Below are 20,093 nucleotides of genomic sequence, written 5' to 3'. Positions count from 1 at the left end.
GCGGGGCGTCGGCGTTGCTCTTGCCGGCGGACTGGTGGGGGCTGCGGGAGTTCGAGAAGCCGGTGATTCCCGGTCAGTGGCCCTCGCGCGAGGGCGCCGAGTCGTGCCACTGTTCCGGTCCCGGACGCTCCCTCTGGCTGGGTGTGTGGCCGGACGTTCCGGCAAACGTGACACGCCAGGTGATGCGGTGACAGCGACATCGGGCTCATCGGGGGACGCCTGGTCCGGGCTGACCGCTGCGCGTGGGTCGCCGACGGACTGCGGGGGCAGCAGCGATGCAGCGGCAAGGCCGCCAAGCATGGCAAAGGTGGCCGCGGCAAGAGTCCGGCCGCCGTACTTCTTCAGTCGCGGTGGACACCGGCGTTGGGCCGCGGGCACATCGGCCGAGGGAGCAGGGGACCAGGAAACATCATGAGACCCAAGGGAGTTCGGTCCCTCGATGAGGAGGGCATCCGGCACTGCCGGACCGGCTGCCGGACCGGCTGGCGGGCCATCGCCGCTCCGATCGCCCGGTGTTGCCATGTCCGAGTCGTATGCACCGCATTCCGGACACGTCACGGCGCCGTTGAGGGGGCGGCGGCAAGGAGAGCAGTAGTCCATGGTTCGACCGCTCAGAGCGTGATTCGCTGGAAGGAGCTGCGGTGGCCCGTCGACCAGGTTGGGCAGCAACAGGCGGTCGGAAGGCGCCGTTCGGTGTCTTTCGGAAGGATCCTTGGCATGTGCGAACCTCACTCACTCGCCGGTCTGTGGTCGGGCACCGGTTACCGAGGTCAACGGGCCGAAGAGAGGCAGTGTTCAACGAGCGGCTGAAACGTGGGCTACGCAACTCAGTTGAAGGTCGTGGCTGGTCACATCAGCACCCCCGCTTTGGCGTCCGAGCCCACAACCACGGCTCACAGGGAGTCAACTGGGTTCAGCTTCAGGGGCCGAGCGTCCTGTTCGGCGCGGTGATTCTCTTCGCCCCTGTGATGTACTCCGCCCCTTGCCGTCGGGTGTGACGAGACCTGCGCCCCTGTGTGCGCGTCCACCCTGGGATACGGCAGCTCTGGCATGTGAGCGAGTGCGGGGGCAGGTTGCCGGTCCGGAGCTCTCACTCCCAGGCCAGCCGCGATCTGTGCGCCCAGTAGGCTTCGGCGGGCTCGGCAAGCCCGGCCGACCGTTCGACCGGCCCGCAGGTGCGTCAGCACAGCGCCCAACATCAGCGCGCACAGTCCCGCGCTGGCCGTCATCGACGACATCCGCGAGGTCTTTGTCGACCGTCTCCGGGCAGTCTCCGGATACCACCGGATGACCGGGCTCGAGGCTGTGTTGGCCAAGCGGGCGAAACAGCAAGCCGCCCGTGACCTCACCGCCGCAGCCGCCGTGGGGGCTCTCACAGTGGACAGCGGCGATCGCTACCCGCTGGACGAGATCGCCAAGACCCCACGACCGTGTCGACGCCGGTGGCCGAGGCCGCGTGCTGGTCGCCGTCCCCCAGCAACGCGGTACGCGCTCGCCGAGTCAGGCGGCGACGGTTCGGGTCGCTGTGACCGCCACCGTCGCGTATCGCATCGTGAAGCTGCCACCCATCGCGTCGATGGCGGCCCCGACGCCGGTCAGTATCTCCGCCTGCTTTTCCGACGGGAGTTGGGTGAGGGCGCCAAGCGTGGGCATCTGTTCCAGCCACGCGTCCCGGGTGTAAGGCCACTCCCAGTTGAATCGCCAGTGCTCCGGGTCGCTGAACCCGACCGCCTCTCGGATCCCGTCGGCCGTCTTGGTGAGCATCACCTGGTACCCGTCCAGGGCTTGCTTCGTCATCGTCTGGAGATTGATTGGGGCGTCGGGCCTCACCTGGCGGTAGACCGTGGCGAAGGCCTCCGCCACGTCGGGCGGAAGCTGGAACACGTTCCAGAACGCTGCCAGTCGGCCGCCGGGCCGCAGTGCCTGCGCGGCCTTGGCCGCTTCCGCAATCGGGTCGATCCAGTGCCAGGCCTGACCGGCGACGACCGCGTCGAAATCCCGGCCTGCCGGGTCCCAGGCTTCGAACGCCGCTACGTCAACATCGACTCCGAGCCGCCGCGCCAGGTCGGCCATCCGCGCGTCGGGCTCGACCCCGAGCACCCTGCAACCGGCCACCTGAAACTACCGGGCGGCGATTCCGGTACCGCAGCCGACGTCGAGGACATCGGGGCCGGGACTGCCGGCGACGATCCGGTCCACCATGTCTTCGGGATAGTGGGGCCGAGTCCTGTCGTAGCGTTCGGCATCCGAGCCGAACGACTGCGCCACCTGTCGGTGTTCATGAGGCTTGTGTTCCGAGAGAGGCGATCGCTCCGGAGGTAAAGTGGGCATGTGCCCATTAGTAGTGGGCGTATGCCCACTCGTCAACGGGGTGGCCCAGTCAGTGAGGAGGGATGCACGTGCCGACAGGGGTGGTCATCCGCGACGTGCGGGATCAGCTGTTCGACGCCGCGGAGCGTGTCCTGCTCCGGGGCGGGCCGAGCGCGCTGACCAGCCGGTCGGTCACCACTGAGGCAGGCTGCGCCAAGGGCGTCCTGCACCGGCACTTCGCCGACTTCGACGCCTTCCTCGCCGAGTTCGTGCTCGACCGCATCGCCCGGATCGGCGAGCAGGCCACCGCCCTGGGCGCCTTGGCGGGGACCGGCACCGTCGCCGGCAACCTCGCCGGCGCCCTGACGAACCTGTTCGGGTCGGTCGCTGTGGCGATCGTCGGCCTCGTCACCTCCCGGGATGACCTGCGCGCGCGTCTGCGCCGGACCACGCCGACAGGCATTCCGGTGCTGACGGAAGCCGCGGCCGTGATCGCCTCGTACTTGACGACTGAGCGTGAACAGGGGCGCCTCGTGGCCGATGCCGACGTCGACACCCTCGCTCCCACGCTGATCGGGGCGGTGCACATGGTCTTCGCCGACCGGAAGGGTGCCCCGCCGGAAGCAGGAGCCGTGCACAAGGTCGTGAGCGCGGTCATCGCCGGCGCCGAGGGCCACAAGTAAGCGGCGGACCTCTCCAGTCCGCAGCGCCCGCACGCCCGCGCCGGGTGTGCTCCGCCGCGACCGACGCGCCGGCCGCCTCGGGGGAGGGGCCGGTGCGTCGCTGCCGTTCAGGCCTGCTGCTCGCTGATGTTGACCAGCCAGGTGATGCCGAAGCGATCCGTACACATGCCGAAGACGTCGCCCCACATCTGCTTCTCCATGGGGACCGATACCGTGCCGTCGCCGGAAAGCTTGTCCCAGTAGCCGCGCAGTTCGGCGGCGTCGTCTCCGCTCAGGCTCACGGAGATGTTGTTGCCGTGCTGGTACTCCATCCCCGGCGGGGTGTCGGCGGCCATGAGCGTGAAGCCACTGTCGGTCTCGAGCATGCTGTGCATGATCTTGTCGGCGGCCTCTCCGGCTTCCTTCTGGCCGAAGTCGCCGAAGGTGTTCATCGTCAGGGTGCCGCCGAAGATCCCCTTGTAGAACTCCATGGCTTGCCGGGCGGTGCCGTCGAAGGCGATGTACGGGTTGAGTCGAGAGGGCACGACATGGTCCTTTCGTGATGGGACGTCAGTTCAGGCAGGGTAGGCCGCGCGTCACGGGTGATCGGGGCGACTCCCCGGCAGGTGAACGTCGTCCTGAAGTGATCAGTGAGGCCGGGTGCGCATGCCGGTCCGGGGGCCCGAGTGTCGTGCCGCCGCTGCCCCCGAACGGTGTACGCGGCCCGGCCGCGACGGCGTGCCGGGCTCCCGGCCGCCGGGTCCCGGCCTGTAATGGGTGCCGAACGGCCCCAGCCCTCAGCACAGCGGTCGGCCTGCGCCAGGACGGAGAGCGATGCACGAGATGTCCATCGCGGTGGCTGTCGTCGACCAGGTGGAGCGGGCGGCCGCCGAGGCAGGCGATGTCGCCGCCGTGACGTCCGTACGGCTCCTCGTCGGCGAGCTGGCCGGAGTGGTCCCCGACGCCCTCTCCTTCTGCTTCGAACTGGCCTGTGCCGGAACCGTGCTGGAAGGTGCCGAGCTGGTCACGGAGTCCGTCCCGGGTCGTGCCCGCTGCGAGGCCTGCGCGGACGAGTGGGCGGTCGGCATGCCGCCGCAGCTGTGCTGTCCGCTGTGCGGAAAGGCGACCGACGAACTGCTCTCGGGCCGGGAACTGCAGATCGCCGGCGTGCACGTGGAGGACGGCGAGGGGCACCAACGCACCCGTGAACCCATTTCCGAGGAGTGCTGAAGCATGTGCCGTGTGGTCGATCTGCAACAGGCGGTCCTCGCCAAGAACGACGCGACCGCGCACGCGCTGCGCGCGGGTCTGGCCGCCCGCGGCACCACGGTTGTCAATCTGCTGTCCAGCCCCGGCAGCGGGAAGACCGCCCTCCTGGAGGGCGAACTGCTGTTGGCGCGGGAGCGGGGCGTACGGGTCGCGGCGCTGACCGCCGACCTCGCCACCGAGAACGACGCCGTGCGGCTGGCCCGTTCAGGCGTCCCGGTCAAGCAGGTGCTGACGGACGGTCTGTGCCACCTGGAGGCCGGGATGCTGGGCCGGCACCTGGAGGGCTGGCTGCCCGACGACGTCCGGCTGCTCTTCGTGGAGAACGTCGGCAACCTGGTCTGTCCGGCCTCGTACGACCTCGGAGAGACCCTGCGGGTCGTGCTCGCCTCCGTGACGGAGGGGGAGGACAAGCCGCTGAAGTACCCCACCGCCTTCGGCCTGGCGCATCTTGTCGTGGTGACCAAGACCGACATCGCGGAGGCGGTCGCGTTCGACGAGGTGGCGTTCCGGGCGAACGTCGCTCAGGTCAACCCGGGGGTGGACGTCCTGCTGACGTCCGCGCGGCGGGGCGAGGGCGTCGGCGCGTTGCTGGACCGGGCGACGGCGGCGGCCGACGGCGGCCTCGTGCACGCGCCCGTGATGGCCCGTCAGGGCCCGCATGCTCACCAGGATCACGGCAGGCATACCCATGAGGCGTCCCCCGGCGCCATGGCGCAGTCCGGCTCGTGAGCGGACCGCAGCGGTCCGCTGCCACTGCCACCGTCGTCGCCGTCGGGGAGCCGGTGGAGCGCCGTCGGGTCACCGTCCGGGGCGTGGTGCAAGGCGTCGGCTTCCGGCCGTTTCTGTACACGCTCGCCAACGGGCTCGACCTGGTCGGCCATGTGACCAACACCGGCGAGGGCGTTGTCGCGGAAGTCGAGGGGCTGCCCGCTCACGTCGCTCTGTTCTGCGACCGCATCGGTGCGCAGGCGCCGCCCCTCGCCCGGGTGGAGTCCGTCGACCACCAGGAGCTCCCCGCCACCGGAGGTGACGGGTTCGTCATCGCTCCCTCCACGACCGGGGGCCCCGCGTGCACCCTGGTCTCGCCAGACATGGCGACCTGCGTGGCCTGTCTCGCGGAACTGGTCGATCCGGCCGACCGGCGTCACCGCCACCCCTTCATCACCTGCACGCACTGCGGCCCCCGCTTCACGATCGTCCGCGGGCTCCCGTACGACCGGGACCACACGACGATGGCCGACTTCCCGATGTGCCCCGACTGCGCCCGGGAGTACGCCGATCCGGCCGACCGCCGCTTTCACGCGCAGCCGGTCGCCTGCCACGCCTGCGGCCCCCGCCTGCGTCTGCTGCTGGCGCAGGCGGGCAGGGAAGGCCCACCCCTGCCCGCTTCCGCCGCAGACCCCGTCGCCGAGGCCCGCAAGCTCCTTTCCCAGGGCGCGATCCTCGCAGTGAAGGGCCTGGGCGGCTATCACCTCGCATGCGACGCCTCCGACTCCCGGGCCGTGGCCGCCCTGCGCCGCCGCAAGGCCCGCGGGAACAAACCGTTCGCCCTGATGGCCGGGAGCATCGCCGACATCGAGCACCTTGTGCACCTGGGCCCCGAGGAGCGAAGCCTGCTCACGGGCGGCGTCAGGCCCGTCGTCCTGCTGCGGCGGCGCGCCGGCGCGGGATTGCCCAGGCCCTCGCAGGAGGTCGCCCCGGGTAGTCCCGACCTGGGCGTGATGCTTCCCTACACACCCTTGCACCATCTCCTTCTGGGCCTGCCCGGTGATGCCGACGGGCCACGCCTGCTGGTGATGACCAGCGGGAATGTGGCGGGCGAGCCGATCGTCACCGAAGACACCGATGCGCTGACCCGGCTGGGGCACCTGGCAGACGCCTGGCTCATGCACGACCGCGGGATCCATGTGCCGTGCGACGACTCCGTGGTGCGGGTGTGCGACGGGGAGCCGCTGATCGTACGCCGCGCCCGCGGCTACGCCCCGCTGCCGGTCTCACTGCCCGTGTCCGTGCCCCCGGCTCTCGCTGTCGGGGGCGACCTCAAGAACGCGTTCTGCCTCGCGGAAGGGCGCCGGGGCTGGCTGTCGGCGCACATCGGGGACATGGACGACCTCGCCACACAACAGGCCTTCGAGCGCGCCGAAACACAGCTGGAGTCGATTACCGGAGTGGGCCCTGAGCTGCTGGCGGCCGACAGGCATCCCGGCTATCGCTCCGGACAATGGGCCACCCGGCATGCCGCCGGGCGACCGGTCGTACGGGTCCAGCACCACCACGCGCACATTGCCTCCGCGATGGCGGAGCATGGCCTGGACGGGAGCCGCCCGGTCGTCGGGGTCGCGTTCGACGGCACCGGCTACGGTGACGACGGCGCGGTGTGGGGCGGGGAGTTCCTGCTGGCGGCCTACGACGGGTTCAGCCGCCTGGGACACCTCGCCTACGTCCCCCAGCCCGGTGGCGACGCCGCCGTGCACCGGCCGTACCGCATGGCACTCGCCCATCTGCGCGCGGCGGGCATCGCCTGGTCCCACGACCTTCCCTGCACCGCCGCCTGTCCTCCCGACGAACTCCGGGTGCTGAAACAGCAGTTGGAGCGAAGTCTGAACTGCGTGCCCACGTCCAGCATGGGGCGGCTGTTCGATGCCGTGTCCTCGCTCGCGGGCGTCTGCCATCGGTCCGGATACGAAGCTCAGGCAGCCATCGAGCTGGAAGCGGCCGCACTGACGGCGACGGCCGGGGACACCGCGACCTATGGGTTTGCCGTGCGGCCGGGCGAGGGCCAGGGGGCGGCAGCCGCTGATCCCGCTCCCGTTCTGGCAGCAGTCGTCGACGACGTACGGGCCGGCACATCGCCGGCTCTCGTCGCTGCGCGCTTCCACCGGGCCGTCGCCGGTCTCGTCCACACGATGTGCGTCATGGCGCGCGCGGAGCACGGGCTGGACACCGTGGCGCTGACCGGCGGTGTCTTCGCCAACACTCTGCTCTCCTCGGCGTGCACACGGTTGCTCAGCGAGGAGGGCTTCACGGTCCTGCGCCACCGCCAGGTCCCTCCGAACGACGGGGGACTGGCGCTCGGCCAGCTCATGGTGGCCGCACACACAGCCGTGGCCGGGCGGTCAGGCAGCGACTGACGACGCGCCCGGGAAAAGCGGGCTACGAAACATCCACAGCGAGGAGAAGCGCATGTGCCTGGCGGTACCCGGGAGAGTCCTGGACATCGAGGAACGCGACGGCACCCGTATGGCCAGCGTCGATTTCGGCGGCGTCGTCAAGGAGGTGTGCCTGGAGTATCTGCCGGACCTCCAGATCGGCGAGTACGCCATCGTCCACGTCGGATTTGCCCTGCAACGCCTGGACGAGGAGTCGGCCAAGCAGACGCTCGAGCTCTTCTCCACGCTCGGGATGCTCCAGGAGGAGTTCGGCGATCCGTGGGAGCTCGCGGCACAGGCGGGTGGATCCCCGTTGCCTGCCGCCGGCATCGACACAGCGCAGGAGGCTCAGAAGTGAAGTACATCGACGAGTTCCAGGACCCGGATCTGGCGCGGCGTCTGCTGGACGACATCCACTCCACGGTGACCAGACCGTGGGCGCTGATGGAGGTCTGCGGGGGACAGACGCATACGATCATCCGGCACGGCATCGACCAATTGCTCCCCGACCAGGTGGAGTTGATCCACGGGCCGGGCTGTCCCGTGTGTGTCACCCCGCTGGAGGTGATCGACAAGGCGCTGGAGATCGCCTCCCGCCCCGAGGTGATCTTCTGCTCCTTCGGCGACATGCTCCGTGTGCCGGGCACCGGCCGTGACCTGTTCCAGGTCCGCAGTGAAGGCGGCGATGTACGGGTCGTCTACTCGCCGCTCGACGCCCTGAGGATCGCTCAGCAGAACCCGGACCGGGAAGTGGTGTTCTTCGGCATCGGATTCGAGACGACCGCGCCGCCCAATGCCATGACGGTGTATCAGGCGCGCAGGCTCGGAATCCAGAACTTCAGCCTCCTGGTGTCCCATGTGAGGGTGCCGCCCGCGATCGAGGCGATCATGCAGTCCCCGAGCTGTCGGGTGCAGGCCTTTCTCGCGGCCGGGCATGTGTGCAGCGTGATGGGAGTGTCGGAGTATCCCGGGCTCGCCGAACGCTTCGGAGTCCCCATCGTGGTGACCGGATTCGAGCCGCTGGACATCCTTGAGGGGGTGCGCAGAACCGTACGGCAGCTGGAACGCGGCGAGCACACCGTCGACAATGCCTACCCCCGTGCGGTCCGCCCCGAGGGAAACCCCGCCGCCCAGGCCATGCTGGCGGATGTCTTCGAGGTCACCGACCGCGCCTGGCGCGGTATCGGAACCATCCCGGGCAGCGGCTGGCGGTTGTCGCAGCGATACCGGGAATACGACGCCGAGTACCGCTTCTCGGTCACCGGCATCCGGACCAGGGAGCCGGCGGAGTGCCGCAGCGGGGAGGTCCTGCAGGGCCTGCTGAAACCCCATGAGTGCGAGGCCTTCGGCACGCTGTGCACGCCCCGGACCCCGCTCGGCGCCACCATGGTCTCCAGTGAGGGCGCGTGTGCCGCGTACTACCTCTACCGGCGGCTGGACATCACGACCGCATCGCTGGAGGCGAACTCCGTTGTCTGAGATCACACAAGCGCCCTCGACGGACACGCCGGTGAACGGCTCGCCGCGGACCACCGAGCTGCCGGACCCGACGGCGTGGACCTGCCCGGCACCACTGCGGGACCAGAGCCGGGTGGTGATGGGCCACGGCGGTGGCGGCGCGCTGTCCGCCGAGCTCGTCCAGCACATTTTCGCACCCGCCTTCGGGGGAGAGGTGCTCGGGCAACTGGGCGATTCCGCGGCGCTCTCGCTCGGCGGAGTCCGGCTGGCCTTCTCCACGGACTCCTTCGTCGTGCGGCCGCTGTTCTTCCCCGGCGGCAGTATCGGCGACCTGGCAGTCAACGGCACCGTCAACGACCTTGCCATGAGCGGCGCCCAAGCCGCCTATCTCTCCTGCGGGTTCATCCTGGAGGAGGGCGTGGAGCTCTCGGTGGTCTCCCGCGTGGCGGACGCGCTGGGCAGGGCCGCCCGCATCGCGGGGGTCGACGTGGTGACAGGCGACACCAAGGTCGTCGAGGCCGGCCACGGCGACGGGATCTACATCAACACCGCGGGGATCGGCATCATCCCGGCGGGCGTCGATCTGCGGCCGCAGCGCGTCGTCCCGGGTGATGTGGTGATCGTCAGCGGTGCGATCGGCGTCCACGGCGTCGCGATCATGAGCGTCCGCGAGGGCCTTGAGTTCGGCGTCGAGATCGAGAGCGACTGCGCGGCGCTCGGCGGCCTGGTGGGCGAGATGCTCGCTGTCACCCCGGACCTGCATGTGCTGCGCGATCCCACACGCGGAGGTCTGGCGGCCACGCTGAACGAGATCGCGGCGGCCTCCGGTGTCGGAGTCGTCATCCAGGAGCGCAGCATCCCTGTCCCGCCACCCGTGGCGGGCGCCTGTGCCGTCCTGGGGCTGGACCCGATGTACGTCGCCAACGAAGGCAAGCTCGTGGCGTTCGTCCCGCGCGAGCACGCCGAGCCGGTCCTGGAAGCCATGCGTACGCACCCCCTGGGCGCCGAGGCAGCGGTGATCGGCGAGGCGGTTGAGGCCCACCCCGGCATGGTGGTGGCGCGCACCGGACTCGGCGGCACACGGGTGGTGGACCTGCCGATCGGGGAGCAACTGCCGCGAATCTGCTGACGCCGCGGCCGTTGCCCAGGTCCCTGTGCACACGGCGGTTCACAACCCGTGCGACTGGCCCGGCGGGGCGGCAGACACAGGTGTTTGTCCGTGGAAGGCGGGTCTGGTGTGCGCTCCGGTGACTGGGGGTGTCAGGATGAAGCCATGAGTAACGTCTTTTTCGACATCACCATCAACGACGAGCCCGCCGGCCGGATCGTCTTCGCGCTGTTCGACGACGTGGTCCCCAAGACCGCCAGGAACTTCCGCGAACTCGCCACGGGCGAGCACGGCTACGGCTACGAGGGCTCTTCCTTCCACCGTGTCATCCCGGACTTCATGCTCCAGGGCGGTGACTTCACCGCCGGTAACGGCACGGGCGGCAAGAGCATCTACGGTCAGAAGTTCGCCGACGAGAACTTCCAGCTCAAGCACACCAAGCCGGGTCAGCTCTCCATGGCCAACGCGGGCCCCAACACCAACGGCTCGCAGTTCTTCATCACGACCATCGTCACCGACTGGCTGGACAACAAGCACGTCGTCTTCGGCGAGGTCGTCGAGGGCATGGACCTCGTGAAGCGCATCGAGGGCCTCGGCTCCCGCAGCGGCGCCCCCAAGGCGAAGATCACGATCGCCAAGTCGGGCGTCGTCGAGGGCTGATCCCGTCCGCGCGGCGTGAGCCGCGTGAGGTCCGGGGCCGGGCATGCCGCTTCCGCGGTGGCCGCCCGGCCCCGACCGAACCACTCCCAGGGCCTGTCGTTCCCGAGGCCGCACAGCAGGTCGTGCTACGGCCCCTGCCGCAGCGGATCGGCCCGCTGCGTATCGCCTCCGTCTATCTCGCAGCCGAAGCGGAGGCGCAGATCGGCGGCGACCTGTACGCCGCCGCCCGCACGGCGCAGGGGACCCGGCTCATCATCGGGGATGTCCGGGGCAAGGGGCTGGAGGCGATCGGGGACGCCGCTCTCCGGCTCGGCGCCTTCAGGGCCGCTGCCCACCGGCAGGCCGATCTGCCCGCGCTGGTGGCCTATCTGGAGGGAACCGTCTCCTCCAACCCCTGGATGATCCCGACGACTCCGACGACCACGGCGAGGCATTCATCACCCGGCGGTCCTCGACGTCCCGGACAACGAGTCGACGCTTGACGTGATCAATTGTGGGCACCCCTCGCCTCTGCTGCTGCGCGGTGGGCGGGTCACCGCCCTGGACGTGCGCCGCCCGGCACCGCCCCTGGGCCTCACCGAAATCGTGGACTTCGACGTCGCCCCCGAAACCTTCGCCTTCGAGCCGGGCGACATCATCCTGCTCTACACGGACGGAGTCATCGAGGCCCGGGACCGGTCCGGCGCCTTCTACCCCCTCGGGGAGCGAGTGGCGCGGTGGACCGGAGAACATCCTGAGACCCTGCTGCGTCGCCTGTGCAGGGACCTCCTCGGTCACGTCGGGGAAAGCCTGGGCGACGATGCGACGATGCGGCGATCGAGCGCCTGCCGCGCACGGGTCAGACCGGCATAAGCCCGCGGTGAGCGTACCCATCCAGTCCTCGATCGACTCCGGGGTGCGCGGCCGCGCGCAGTCGTGGAGGTCCAGGCCGAGCACACGGCCGCTGCTGCACAGGGTGTAGCGGCGGATGAACGACGCCAACTCCGGTGAAACGGGCAGGTCATGGCTGCCCCGCCCCGGGGCGCTTGGCGGGATGTGTGACCTTTTGGGCGGCGCTCACAGGAACTCCACGAAGATGAACAGGCTTTGAGGGCTTGTCAGTGCAATTTCACATTACTATGTTACGGGTCGCACATCGTGGATTTCCAGCCGAGGAGCAACTCCCTTGAGTGCTCGGTCCGTTCGCGATGAACGCACCGCTGTCACGCCGCCACTGCCACCTCCCACCTCCCACATCAGGAGTCACCGGTGTCCCAGCTCAGATCCGTGCGCAAGCCCCTGCTCGCCGGAGCCATATCCGTCGCGCTGCTTGCACCGTTCGGCCAGACCGCCCAAGCCGTGGACAGGGAGTCTGCGGCCCTCAAGGCGCCTGCCACCTTCGCCGCCCGGCCGGGCCCGGCCGCGAAGCCCGCCTCCGCACCCGGGGGCAACCCCTTCGACGAGGTCGAACACCTCGCCAAGGCACCCAAGCCCGCCGCCGAGCCGGCCTCCGCGCCGGGAGGGCTGGCACAAGGCGGCCGCACACCCGGCCGCCAGGGCCCGGGCAAGAGCAGGGCTTCCTCGATCGCCCGGGTCAGCGCCGCAGGGGTCCCGTGCACCCTCGACGGCATCACCCGCCTCACGCCGGAGCAGTTCGCCGACTTCCTCGCCGACCCTGCCGTCACCGCCGACGGCTGCCTCAGAGGCCTCATCTGGACCTGGGACGCCCGGCTCGTCCCGGTGATGTCCGACGCCCACGTCCAGGCCGTCGGCCGCCGGATCTCCTCGCTCGCCGCCGCCCACAACGGCCGCAACGGCACCCATCTGCTGGAGATGTTCACGTATCTCCACGCCGTGGTGTACCACGACTTCTCGCGCCCCGAGATAGACATCACCGATGCCCCGACCACCGAGATCCTGCGTCGTGCCATCTACGACTTCGGCACCGCGGCCCGCACCTTCCAGGTAACGCAGACCAACGCCGAGACCCTGCGCGAGGCGCTGTACACCGGTAGCGCCCCCGGCCTGCGGCACAGCCAGCTCGGCCTGATCAGAAAAGTCCTCGCCACGATGGACCGCTTCCACAAGGGTCAGTACGACAACGCCTCCTGGGGCGGCGCTGCCCTTGCCGCCCTCTCCGTGAACTACCTCGGCATCTACCCGGGCAACCGGGACTCGGCCTTCCACAACGTGGTCACCCAGAACGCCTCCTACCGTGCGTCCTTCCGGGCCTTCGCCGACTACACGCACCTCAAGGGCACCGTCAACGAGTGGGTCGTGCGCGACGCCCTCGGCGAATACGGCCGCTTCGGCCAGGTCGACGCCCTGAAGGCACGGATCGTTCCCGACCTCGGGGCCCTGCTGCCCGTCGCGCGCGCCAACTTCGGCGACGGCAGCCGCCCCTGGGCCTCACTCGTGTCGTGGCTCAACTTCTACGAGGCGTGCAAGCCCTACGCCGTGTGCAAGGAGGACATCGAGCGGAAGATCTTCCCGTACACGTACACCTACGACAACGGCGCCATCAAGGTGCGCACCGGGCTGGACCGCGCCACCGTCGACCAGCTCTACTATGCGAGCAAGCAGGTCAGGGCACACTTCCACCGGGTCCTCGGCACCGAGCAGCCACTGGTCGGCGACACCAACACCTCGCTGACGATCGTGCTCTACGGATCGCGCGCCGACTACGAGGTCTACCACCCGATCCTGACCGGGATGGGGACCCAGAACGGCGGCATCTACATCGAGCGCGGTGCCACCTTCTACACCTACCAGCGCCGGGTGCCGCAGGACTCCTCCCTCACCCTCGAAGAGCTCTTCCGGCACGAGTACGTGCACTACCTCAACGGCCGCTGGGCCGTGCCCGGTTACTTCGGCGAAGGACCCTGGTACAGCGGCGACCGGACCACCGCGATGGACGAGGGGACGGCCGAGTTCTTCGACGGAGCCACCCGCGACGACGGGATCAGGGTGCGCAAGTCCCTGGTCCGCGGAATCATCAACGACACCGCGGGCGGCGGCCCCCGGATGACCGTGAACCAGCTGCTGCACGCCACGTACGACGGGGACGGCTTCCGCTTCTACAACTACGCGGGCACCTTCTTCGAGTACCTGTGGACCGAACGCCCCGCCCTGCTCCGCGAGATGTACGGATACCTGCGGGCGGACGATCCAGCGGGATTCGATGCCTGGCGCACCCGCCTCGGCGGCGACGCGGCCCTGCAGCGCTCGTACGACAGCTTCCTCGACGCACAGATCGCCAAGCTCGACGACCTGTTCGTGCCCCAGACGAGCTTCACGCCCAACGACCAGCTCAGGGACGCCACTTCGGAGGCCGTACGCCAGGCCTTCGCCACCGCCACGTACGCGGATCCGGTGTGCTCCGAGGGCGGCGAACCCGGCAAACGGCGCTTCACGTGCACCGGGAGGATCACCGCAAATCTCTCTGACGCGAGCAGCGCTGACAGTGTCTTCAAGGACATGTCCGAGACGGTCGACTACTTCATCCTCGACCGCGCCCGGCCTGCGTCCAACAACCTCGCCGACATGAACTGCTCGTTCGGACCCGTCGAGATCTGGAGCAACCGGACGGCAGGCTCCGCGACATACAGCTGCGAGGGGCCGCTGCGCAGCTGACGGGCTCAGTTCAGGGGCGGTCCCGTCGTGGTGCGCACGACGGGACCGCCCGAGCAGCCGCTGCGAAGCCTGTGACCGGCAATGACGCGGTCGCGGCTGTCACCGGCGGAAGATCGTGATCGAGTGGCCGATCTCCTCGATCGGCCTGCTGCCTTCGATCAGCGCCGTGAGTCGGGCGTCCGCCTTGGCGATCGAGGAGTCCGATACGACCAGCAGCCCGTGAACCCTGTCCGGGGGCACCGTGCGCGGGTCGGAGGCGTCGATGCCGTAGAAGGCAGGTACGCCGCTGCCCTTGTAGACGAGCCAGACTTTCTCGCCCGGGTACCGCTGCCGGATGCGGTCGGCGAGTCTCCCCAGGTCCTGTCCCCAGTCGACATTGGAGTCGTGCAGGCGCAGGTGGGTCTTCGAGGGCCCGCCGAACGCCTCGTTGGAGTACGGCATGTAGTACGGATACGTCAGCAGTGAGCTGACCGCGACGAACAGAACGAGCGCAGCTGTCAGTGCGTGTGCCCACCGCCTTCGGAAGACGACCAGGCAGGCCGCCGCGACGGCCAGGAACATCGGCAGGAAGATGGCGTACCGGACACCGAAGTCACGGGACCCGCTGAGCGCCGCCACCAGCAGTACGGCCGGGGGGACGAGCACATATGGTGCCGCGGGCCGCAGCCGGGGAACCGTCACAACGGTGACGGCACCGGCGAGCCAGAGCGCCAGCATGCCCAGCGGTGTCTTGATCAGCAGCGCGGTCGGCAGGTAATACCACAGCGAACCGCGGTAGTGCCTGCCCAGTAGGAAGCCGCTCCACTTCGTATCCTCGAAGGCGAACTGGACGCGCATCCCGTCCCGGTAGGGCTGGGGGAACGGCAGCCAGTCGGCGGCAAACCCCCGCAGCCCGTGGGCGGCCGGCACGCCCTCCGGCGCCGCCCAGCGCAACCGCGGATCGACGGCCACATAGCTCGCCCACACCACCGCGACCACAACCAGCGCCACCACGACCGCCGCCGCCATGCCGAGCCCGAGCAGCCGCAACCTCCCGCGCGTGCCGGCGCCGCGCGTGCGGCGGGAGTACCAGACCGACAGGACGACCAGGAGCAGCAGTACCGGGACTGCGGGCAGCGCGCTCATCTTCGTGGACACGGCCGCGCCGAGTGCCACCCCGGCGAGCGGGAGATACAGGCGCGGCCGCAGCCGCGCCCGCCACAGCAGCCAGACCGACGTCAGAAGGAAGCCGGCCATCGGTACATCGAGCGTGGCCAGCGACCCGTGCGCGATGATGTCGGGCGAGAACGCGTACAGCGCGAGCGCCGCCAACCCGCCCACGGAGCTCGTGAGATCGCGGGCGAACGCGAAGACGACCAGCCCGAACAGCAGCGTCAGCACGATCACCGGCAGACGTGCCCACAGCATCACGCGCCACGGATCGTTGCCCGATTCGTACAAGAGATGCCGCCCCACCGCCCCTTGGTTGCCGACGAAGGCAGGGTCGAGGTGGGGGTGGGCCAACGCCGGCCCGGTGGCGATGATCAGCTTCCCCAGTGGCGGATGCTCAGGGTTGTACCGCAGGCTGTGCTGCTGAACGTAGACCACCGCCGTGCCCACATACACGGGCTCGTCGATGGTCGGTGTCTGCTCCACCGCGCTCGTGACCATGGCGAGGGCCATCTGCCCGAGGAGCGCGACCACGACGAGCGCCCTCAGCCACCGCCGGTGGCGGCGCAGCCCGTCGAATCGGCGCGGCGGTTTCCCCGTGGCCGGTGGCGTTCGCGAGTGAGCCGCTTCGGGCTGCGCCTGGTCATCGTCGAGATCGAGGGCCGATGGGTGATCTTGTGTCATCGGCCGTGTATTCCGGAGAGCGATGTCATGGCCATACCTTCTCCCATCAACGTCCGTCACCGTGACGCAACGGGCCAGTGGCGCATGCCCCGCGGGGCCGGACGATCCGCCCGGCGCTCTTGGGCGTGCTGATGCTGTTGGGGCGTCTTAGGCTGGTGTTCCGGTGGTGGAGGAGGTGGCTCATGCCGAGGCCCGTATGGAGCGGCGCTATCTCGTTTGGCCTGGTCACGATCCCTATCAAGGTGCTGCCCGCCACCGAGAACCGCTCCATCAGCTTCCACCAGTTCCACCTGGAGGACGGCGGCCGGATCCGCACCCGCAAGGTGTGCGAGATCGACGGGAAGCAGCTGCGCGGCGACGAGATCGGCCGGGGTTACGAGGTCGCGAAGGACACCATCATCCAGGTCACCGACGAGGACCTGGACAGCATGCCGCTGCCGACGGCAAAGGCGATCGAGATCGTCGCGTTCGTGCCCGCCGACAGCATCGACCCGGTGCGCATCGGCGACTCGTACTACCTGGCCGCGGACGGGGCCGTCGCCGCCAAGCCCTACGTGCTGCTGCGCCAGGCCTTGGAGCGCAGCGCGAAGGTCGCGATCGCCAAGTTCGCCTGGCACAACCGGGAGCGCCTCGGTCTGCTGCGGGTCAAGGAGGGCGCGATCGTCCTGCACGCGATGCGGTGGCCCGACGAGATCCGCGACCCGGCCGAGCTGACGCCGAAACCGGTCGACCTCGAGGACTCCGAGATCGACGCCGCGATCCAGCTGATGGAGACGATGGCGACCGACGACATCTCCGGGTACACCGACCACTACCGGGAAGCCCTCGAAGAAGTCATCGCCGCCAAGGCGGCCGGGAAGCAGCCGCCCAAGCCGGAGGGCGAGCCGGAGCCGGCCGGTCAGGTCGTGGACCTGATGGCCGCGCTGAACGCCTCGGTACAGGCGGCGAAGGAATCACGCGGGGAGAGCGGCGAGCACGCCACCGTGCACGAAATGCCGAAGAAGGGCGCGGCGAAGAAGACGGCGGCCACCGCCAAGAAAAGCACCGCGACCGCCAAGAAGACCGCGGCCCGGAAACCGGCGAAGAAGGCCGCGGGCCGGAAGCCGAAGAGCGCATAGCCACGGCGTGGCCGGTCCTGGACGCCGTCAGCAGCGACGGGTCTGGTACGGCAGCTCGCCCCCTACGTGTGCCCCGCGATCCGGTGGACGGCGTCGGACCAGTCGACCGGCAGTGCACTGCGGGGCACGGTCCAGCCGATGATGACCGGATCACGCAGGCGTGGGTGGAAGTCCCGCATGGCCCCTTCGTGCGGCTGGGCTTCCACGAACGCGTCCAGCGCATCCTGGTCACGCCAGGCGGAGAGCGTCCAGAAGGTCTTGGCAAACGGCTGCGCCCTCATTGACATGCCAAGACACCCGCGAGCCGCCAGGACCTGCCGCCGAATGCGCCGGGCTGCCACGAAGAAGCGGAGAATTTCCCGGGCCCTGCGCAGGACCAACCGGGATCCGATGACCAGCACCTCGTCGGGCAGCGGACCTGCTGCGCCGCAGGCGGTCGCCGTGGCGGTCCAGGGGGTCGTCGGCATCCCGGTTCCTCCTCGGATTCCGTTGTCCGGCTGTCCTCTTCTGATCGCGGCCGTTCCAGCGTGACTCTTCGCCGGACCCACCGCCTGGCGTGTGAGCCGAACCGGTGGCACACGCGCCCCGGAGTCCCGCTTCGTCGGATCGCGGCTGCTCCGGATGTCGTTCACGCGAGTCACCCTGTCCGGGTGATCCCTCAGCCCTACGGCCTGGCGGATACTCGCGATCGATGAGGGAGGATCCATGACGGCATCGTCCGATTTCCAGCCGGGACGCCCCACCGATCCTCAGGACGTACTCGGGGACGTCGGAGGCTCCTGGGGCTGGGCCCTGGGCCTTGCGCTGGCGACGCTCATACCGGGCATCATCGTGCTCGTGTGGCCGGACGAGACATTGCATGTCCTGGCGGTCATCGTCGGTCTGCAACTGCTGGCCACCGGGGTGTTCCGTTTTGTGACCACGTTCTCCGGGGGGCGGGCGCAGGACGCAAGCCGGCTGTCTGGCGTACTCATCGCGGTGGTGGCCGTGCTGGCAGGTGTGCTGGTGCTGCGGCATCCGCTCCAGACGATTGCCGCGCTGTCGTTGATAGTTGGGGTCTTCTGGCTGGTGTCGGGGCTCCTGACCATGTTCATCGCGATAGCCGACCGCGAGCTCTCGCGCCGGGGTCTCGCCTTCGCGATCGGCGCTCTCGGGATCGTCGCCGGGATCGTGGTCCTCGCCCTCCCGGTGGAATCCGCAGTCGCGCTGGCCCGGCTGCTCGGCCTGTGGCTCGTCCTGCTCGGCGTCGTGGAACTGGCTTCGGCTTTCGCGCTCCGCGCGGCGACCCGCGGCAAGAGCGCCTCCGGCACCGGGACGACCGCATAACCGTGGGGCGCGCGGTGCGAGCCGCTGCGCATGCCGGGATGGTTGTTCATGCGTCTTCCCCGTCGGGCATCCCCTCGCGCAGATGCGGTTGCCGGGCAGCAGCCTTCCTGTGCCACGCGCCGTACCGCTGCGCGAGGAAGTCGGCCGACACACCGTGCAGAAGGATGCTCAGCGCGACTGTCACCGCGACGACCCGGCCAAGGAGCTGGACGCCCGGGACATGTTCCTCGACCACAAGGAGCCCGAAGACGACGGAGGCCAGTCCGCGCGGACCGAACCACCCGACATAGGCGACCGTGGGAAGCCCAAGTCCGCTTCCGGCCAGTGAGACGGCCACGGGCAGCATCCGCACGACGGTGAGGCTCAGCACCGCATAAGTGACGATCCGCCAGTCGAGGTGCTCCAGAGCCGGGCCGAGCAGGACCGCGCCGAAGACCAGGAAGCTCAACGCCGCGAGAAGCCCCGCCAAGTCCTCCGCGAGTTCGGTGGTGTTGTCGGCGGTGCGGACGGTCTGGTGAGGGTCCTGTTCGCCCGTCGGCGTGCTGCGGCGTAACGAGACGCCGAAGGCGAAGCCTGCCACCCAGGCAGCGATGAACCCGCTGCCCTCGGTGACGACTGCCAGGGTGTAGGAGCCCGCGGCCACCGCAAGGACGTACGTCTGCCGCCAGTCGTCGCCGATCCAGCCCCTCTTGCGAGACCAGTACAACAGCCACCCACCGAGCCCTCCGACGGCGAGGCCCAGCGCGGTGCTGAGTACCAGTGCGCGCCAGAAGATCCCGGCGATCCCCTCTTCCGAGGCCATGGTCCCGGGCACAGCGGCGAGAAAGAGGACGAAGAAGGGCAGCACCATGCCGTCGTTGAGGCCGCTTTCGACCTTGACGCCCGTCCGCACGAGCGGCGGGACACGCGGGCTGGACACCGCGGTCTTGCCCAGAGCGGCGTCCGTCGGCGCGAGAATCGCCCCCACCAGCGCCAGTTCCCAGGCGGTCAGGCCGGGTAACAGGGGCCATGCCAGGAGCCAGCCGGCACCGATGGTCAACGGCAGCCCGACGGCCAGCAGACGGCCGGGGAGGAATCCGCCGCTGCGTAGATCTCGTCGTTGTACGGCTACGGCGTCTGTGACCAGGACCAGTGCCAAGGTGGACTCGACCAGCGTGAGTACCGCTCCCGAGTCGTGGTCCAGGGCGATGAGGTCGAGCCCGATCGGTCCGATGGCAACCCCGAAGCCGGCGAACACCATCGGGGCCGACAGGGCGGTCGAGGAAAGCCGCCTCGACACGAGTGCGTAGCCCGCCGTAACAGCGGCCACGGCCGCTCCCGCCCACGCGCCGCCACTCACCGCATCCTCGCCGCGGCGTCGTTCCGCACGCAGCGAGTGCAGCACCCTGCGCGTGATCCAGCTTCCGACATGTGCCGCCCATCAGTTCTCAAGCAAGCCAGTTCGCCCATGGTCGGGCATCCCCATGTCCGTAGCCGGCATCGACACAAACGCCCCAGGCCCGTTCGGCGACGGCCGTGCCGCGCTGACCTTCTGCGCAGAACGCGGCAGGGGCGCTTCTCCTCGCGCGACGAGTTCTTCGCCGTCCAC

At 69.4% G+C, this 20,093-nt stretch carries 17 protein-coding genes and 1 pseudogene; 13 read left to right on the top strand and 5 right to left on the bottom strand.

The annotated features are described in order from the left end of the window. Positions 1 to 1,500: 1,500 nt before the first annotated feature. A pseudogene (locus FBY35_RS20790) lies at positions 1,501 to 2,331 on the bottom strand (class I SAM-dependent methyltransferase). A gap of 68 nt (positions 2,332 to 2,399) precedes the next feature. Between FBY35_RS20790 and FBY35_RS20785 the strand changes: the two are divergent. Then, complete coding sequence (locus FBY35_RS20785; protein WP_142215510.1) at positions 2,400 to 2,993, top strand: TetR/AcrR family transcriptional regulator; 594 nt, start codon at positions 2,400 to 2,402, stop codon at positions 2,991 to 2,993. Positions 2,994 to 3,100: 107 nt separating this feature from the next. Here the strand turns inward: FBY35_RS20785 and FBY35_RS20780 are convergent, their stop codons facing one another. Then, entirely contained in the window at positions 3,101 to 3,517 is a 417-nt protein-coding gene (locus tag FBY35_RS20780; RefSeq protein ID WP_142215509.1) for a VOC family protein, read from the bottom strand. A gap of 289 nt (positions 3,518 to 3,806) precedes the next feature. Here FBY35_RS20780 and hypA point away from each other — a divergent pair, with 289 nt between their 5' ends. From hypA to FBY35_RS20735, 10 genes are all read left to right on the top strand, one after another. Continuing rightward, complete coding sequence (gene hypA, locus FBY35_RS20775; RefSeq protein WP_142215508.1) at positions 3,807 to 4,202, top strand: hydrogenase maturation nickel metallochaperone HypA; 396 nt, start codon at positions 3,807 to 3,809, stop codon at positions 4,200 to 4,202. 3 nt (positions 4,203 to 4,205) lie between these two features. After that, positions 4,206 to 4,970: a hydrogenase nickel incorporation protein HypB gene (gene hypB, locus FBY35_RS20770; protein WP_142215507.1), complete on the top strand. Its 765-nt coding sequence runs from the start codon at positions 4,206 to 4,208 to the stop codon at positions 4,968 to 4,970. Then, positions 4,967 to 7,372, top strand: coding sequence for a carbamoyltransferase HypF (gene hypF / locus FBY35_RS20765; protein ID WP_142215506.1), 2,406 nt, complete (start codon positions 4,967 to 4,969; stop codon positions 7,370 to 7,372). The genes hypB and hypF overlap by 4 nt, the downstream gene beginning before the upstream one ends. A gap of 52 nt (positions 7,373 to 7,424) precedes the next feature. Beyond that, entirely contained in the window at positions 7,425 to 7,748 is a 324-nt protein-coding gene (locus tag FBY35_RS20760) for a HypC/HybG/HupF family hydrogenase formation chaperone (protein WP_142215505.1), read from the top strand. Further along, on the top strand, positions 7,745 to 8,869 hold the full coding sequence (hypD, locus tag FBY35_RS20755; RefSeq protein WP_142215504.1) for a hydrogenase formation protein HypD: 1,125 nt from the start codon (positions 7,745 to 7,747) through the stop codon (positions 8,867 to 8,869). The genes FBY35_RS20760 and hypD overlap by 4 nt, the downstream gene beginning before the upstream one ends. Before the next feature lie 31 nt (positions 8,870 to 8,900). Next, positions 8,901 to 9,977, top strand: a complete 1,077-nt coding sequence (hypE, locus tag FBY35_RS20750) for a hydrogenase expression/formation protein HypE (protein WP_313904726.1) — start codon at positions 8,901 to 8,903, stop codon at positions 9,975 to 9,977. A 144-nt stretch (positions 9,978 to 10,121) separates the two neighbouring features. Beyond that, on the top strand, positions 10,122 to 10,616 hold the full coding sequence (locus FBY35_RS20745; RefSeq protein WP_142215503.1) for a peptidylprolyl isomerase: 495 nt from the start codon (positions 10,122 to 10,124) through the stop codon (positions 10,614 to 10,616). A gap of 122 nt (positions 10,617 to 10,738) precedes the next feature. After that, on the top strand, positions 10,739 to 11,098 hold the full coding sequence (locus FBY35_RS37790) for a SpoIIE family protein phosphatase (RefSeq protein WP_313904694.1): 360 nt from the start codon (positions 10,739 to 10,741) through the stop codon (positions 11,096 to 11,098). Position 11,099: 1 nt separating this feature from the next. Continuing rightward, a complete protein-coding gene (locus tag FBY35_RS37785; RefSeq protein ID WP_313904693.1) occupies positions 11,100 to 11,468 on the top strand; it encodes a PP2C family protein-serine/threonine phosphatase in 369 nt (122 codons plus the stop codon). A gap of 396 nt (positions 11,469 to 11,864) precedes the next feature. Next, positions 11,865 to 14,228 (top strand): collagenase, encoded by a 2,364-nt coding sequence (locus FBY35_RS20735; protein WP_142215502.1) that lies wholly within the window; start codon positions 11,865 to 11,867, stop codon positions 14,226 to 14,228. A gap of 99 nt (positions 14,229 to 14,327) precedes the next feature. Here FBY35_RS20735 and FBY35_RS20730 read toward each other — a convergent pair whose 3' ends face one another. After that, complete coding sequence (locus FBY35_RS20730; RefSeq protein ID WP_142215501.1) at positions 14,328 to 16,061, bottom strand: phospholipid carrier-dependent glycosyltransferase; 1,734 nt, start codon at positions 16,059 to 16,061, stop codon at positions 14,328 to 14,330. Positions 16,062 to 16,243: 182 nt separating this feature from the next. Here FBY35_RS20730 and FBY35_RS20725 point away from each other — a divergent pair, with 182 nt between their 5' ends. Then, the gene (locus FBY35_RS20725; RefSeq protein ID WP_142215500.1) at positions 16,244 to 17,179 is read left to right on the top strand and encodes a Ku protein; all 936 of its coding nucleotides are present in this window, start codon (positions 16,244 to 16,246) and stop codon (positions 17,177 to 17,179) included. A 62-nt stretch (positions 17,180 to 17,241) separates the two neighbouring features. On the opposite strand, the gene FBY35_RS20720 is transcribed toward FBY35_RS20725, so the two are convergent. Continuing rightward, positions 17,242 to 17,646, bottom strand: a complete 405-nt coding sequence (locus tag FBY35_RS20720) for an antibiotic biosynthesis monooxygenase (protein WP_142215499.1) — start codon at positions 17,644 to 17,646, stop codon at positions 17,242 to 17,244. 238 nt (positions 17,647 to 17,884) lie between these two features. Here FBY35_RS20720 and FBY35_RS20715 point away from each other — a divergent pair, with 238 nt between their 5' ends. Further along, on the top strand, positions 17,885 to 18,505 hold the full coding sequence (locus FBY35_RS20715) for an HdeD family acid-resistance protein (protein WP_142215498.1): 621 nt from the start codon (positions 17,885 to 17,887) through the stop codon (positions 18,503 to 18,505). A gap of 46 nt (positions 18,506 to 18,551) precedes the next feature. Here FBY35_RS20715 and FBY35_RS20710 read toward each other — a convergent pair whose 3' ends face one another. After that, positions 18,552 to 19,814 carry a sodium:proton antiporter gene (locus FBY35_RS20710; RefSeq protein ID WP_260848766.1) on the bottom strand — a complete coding sequence of 421 codons (1,263 nt, stop codon included), beginning with the start codon at positions 19,812 to 19,814 and terminating at the stop codon, positions 18,552 to 18,554. Between the last annotated feature and the right edge of the window lie 279 nt (positions 19,815 to 20,093).

It is taken from the genome of Streptomyces sp. SLBN-118 (assembly GCF_006715635.1).
Lineage (GTDB): Bacteria > Actinomycetota > Actinomycetes > Streptomycetales > Streptomycetaceae > Streptomyces.
The sequence above is the reverse complement of the archived record's forward strand: the minus strand, read 5'-3'. Positions and strand labels throughout refer to the sequence as shown.